1 rRNA gene (running past one end of the window) is annotated in these 1,372 nt (G+C 51.6%); it reads right to left on the reverse strand.

What is annotated here, in order from left to right:
- Positions 1 to 1,206, reverse strand: a 23S ribosomal RNA gene (locus AC5Q5A_RS19650) (it extends 1,629 nt beyond the left edge of the window).
- Between the last annotated feature and the right edge of the window lie 166 nt (positions 1,207 to 1,372).

Here is a 1,372-nt window from a genome sequence, read left to right on the forward strand (position 1 = left end):
CACCTTCACAGGCTTACGGAACGCTCCGCTACCACTTGTTCAAAGAACAAGTCCGCAGTTTCGGTGTGTGGCTTGAGCCCCGGTACATCTTCGGCGCGGGACAGCTTATTTAGACCAGTGAGCTGTTACGCTTTCTTTAAACGATGGCTGCTTCTAAGCCAACGTCCTGGTTGTCTTGGCCGTCCTACATCCTTTCCCACTTAGCCACAACTTTGGGACCTTAACTGGCGGTCTGGGCTGTTTCCCTCTCGACCACGGACCTTAGCACCCGTAGTCTGTCTGCCAGATAGTACTCATCGGTATTCGGAGTTTGATTAGGTTTGGTAAGCCGGTAAGGCCCCCTAGCCCATTCAGTGCTCTACCCCCGATGGTATTCGTCTGACGCTCTACCTAAATAGATTTCGCGGAGAACCAGCTATCTCCAGGTTTGATTGGCCTTTCACCCCTAACCACAAGTCATCCCCGTCTTTTTCAACAGACGTGGGTTCGGTCCTCCAGTGACTGTTACATCACCTTCAACCTGCTCATGGCTAGATCACCTGGTTTCGGGTCTAATCCCACAAACTCAATCGCCCTATTAAGACTCGCTTTCGCTGCGCCTACACCTATCGGCTTAAGCTTGCTTGTAAGACTAACTCGCTGACCCATTATGCAAGAGGTACGCTGTCACCCCATAAAGAGGCTCCAACTGCTTGTAGGCATCCGGTTTCAGGAACTATTTCACTCCCCTTATCGGGGTGCTTTTCACCTTTCCCTCACGGTACTGGTACACTATCGGTCGTCAAGGAGTACTTAGGCTTGGAGGGTGGTCCCCCCATGTTCAGACAGGATTTCACGTGTCCCGCCCTACTCGAGGACTTATGCATTTTCTACCCGTACGGGGCTATCACCCACTATGGCCGACCTTTCCAGATCGTTCCGGTTCTTATGCATAAGCCACTGGCCTGGTTCGCGTTCGCTCGCCGCTACTAGCGAAGTCTCGGTTGATGTCCTTTCCTCCGGTTACTGAGATGTTTCAGTTCACCGGGTTCGCCTCCTGCCGCTATGTATTCACGACAGGATCACCCTATTGGGTGGGGTTTCCCCATTCAGAAATCTACGGGTCAAAGCCTGCTCTCGGCTCACCGTAGCTTATCGCAGAGTGCCACGTCTTTCATCGCCTCTTGACGCCAAGGCATCCACCAGATGCCCTTATTATGCTTGAGAGATCCCTCAGCTAACTGTTCTGCGGCTTGCGCAGGGGTAAAACCTGCAAAACCACATCACAACTAGTTCGCGATCACGTTCTTTCGTTGCGAAAAATCACAACGGAAAGATCCGTTCTCTTCATATTCCCTATTCACAATGTCAAACATCTCGTCATCTAACTCTC

The sequence above is a fragment of the Thalassospira sp. CA1 genome, assembly GCF_059052855.1.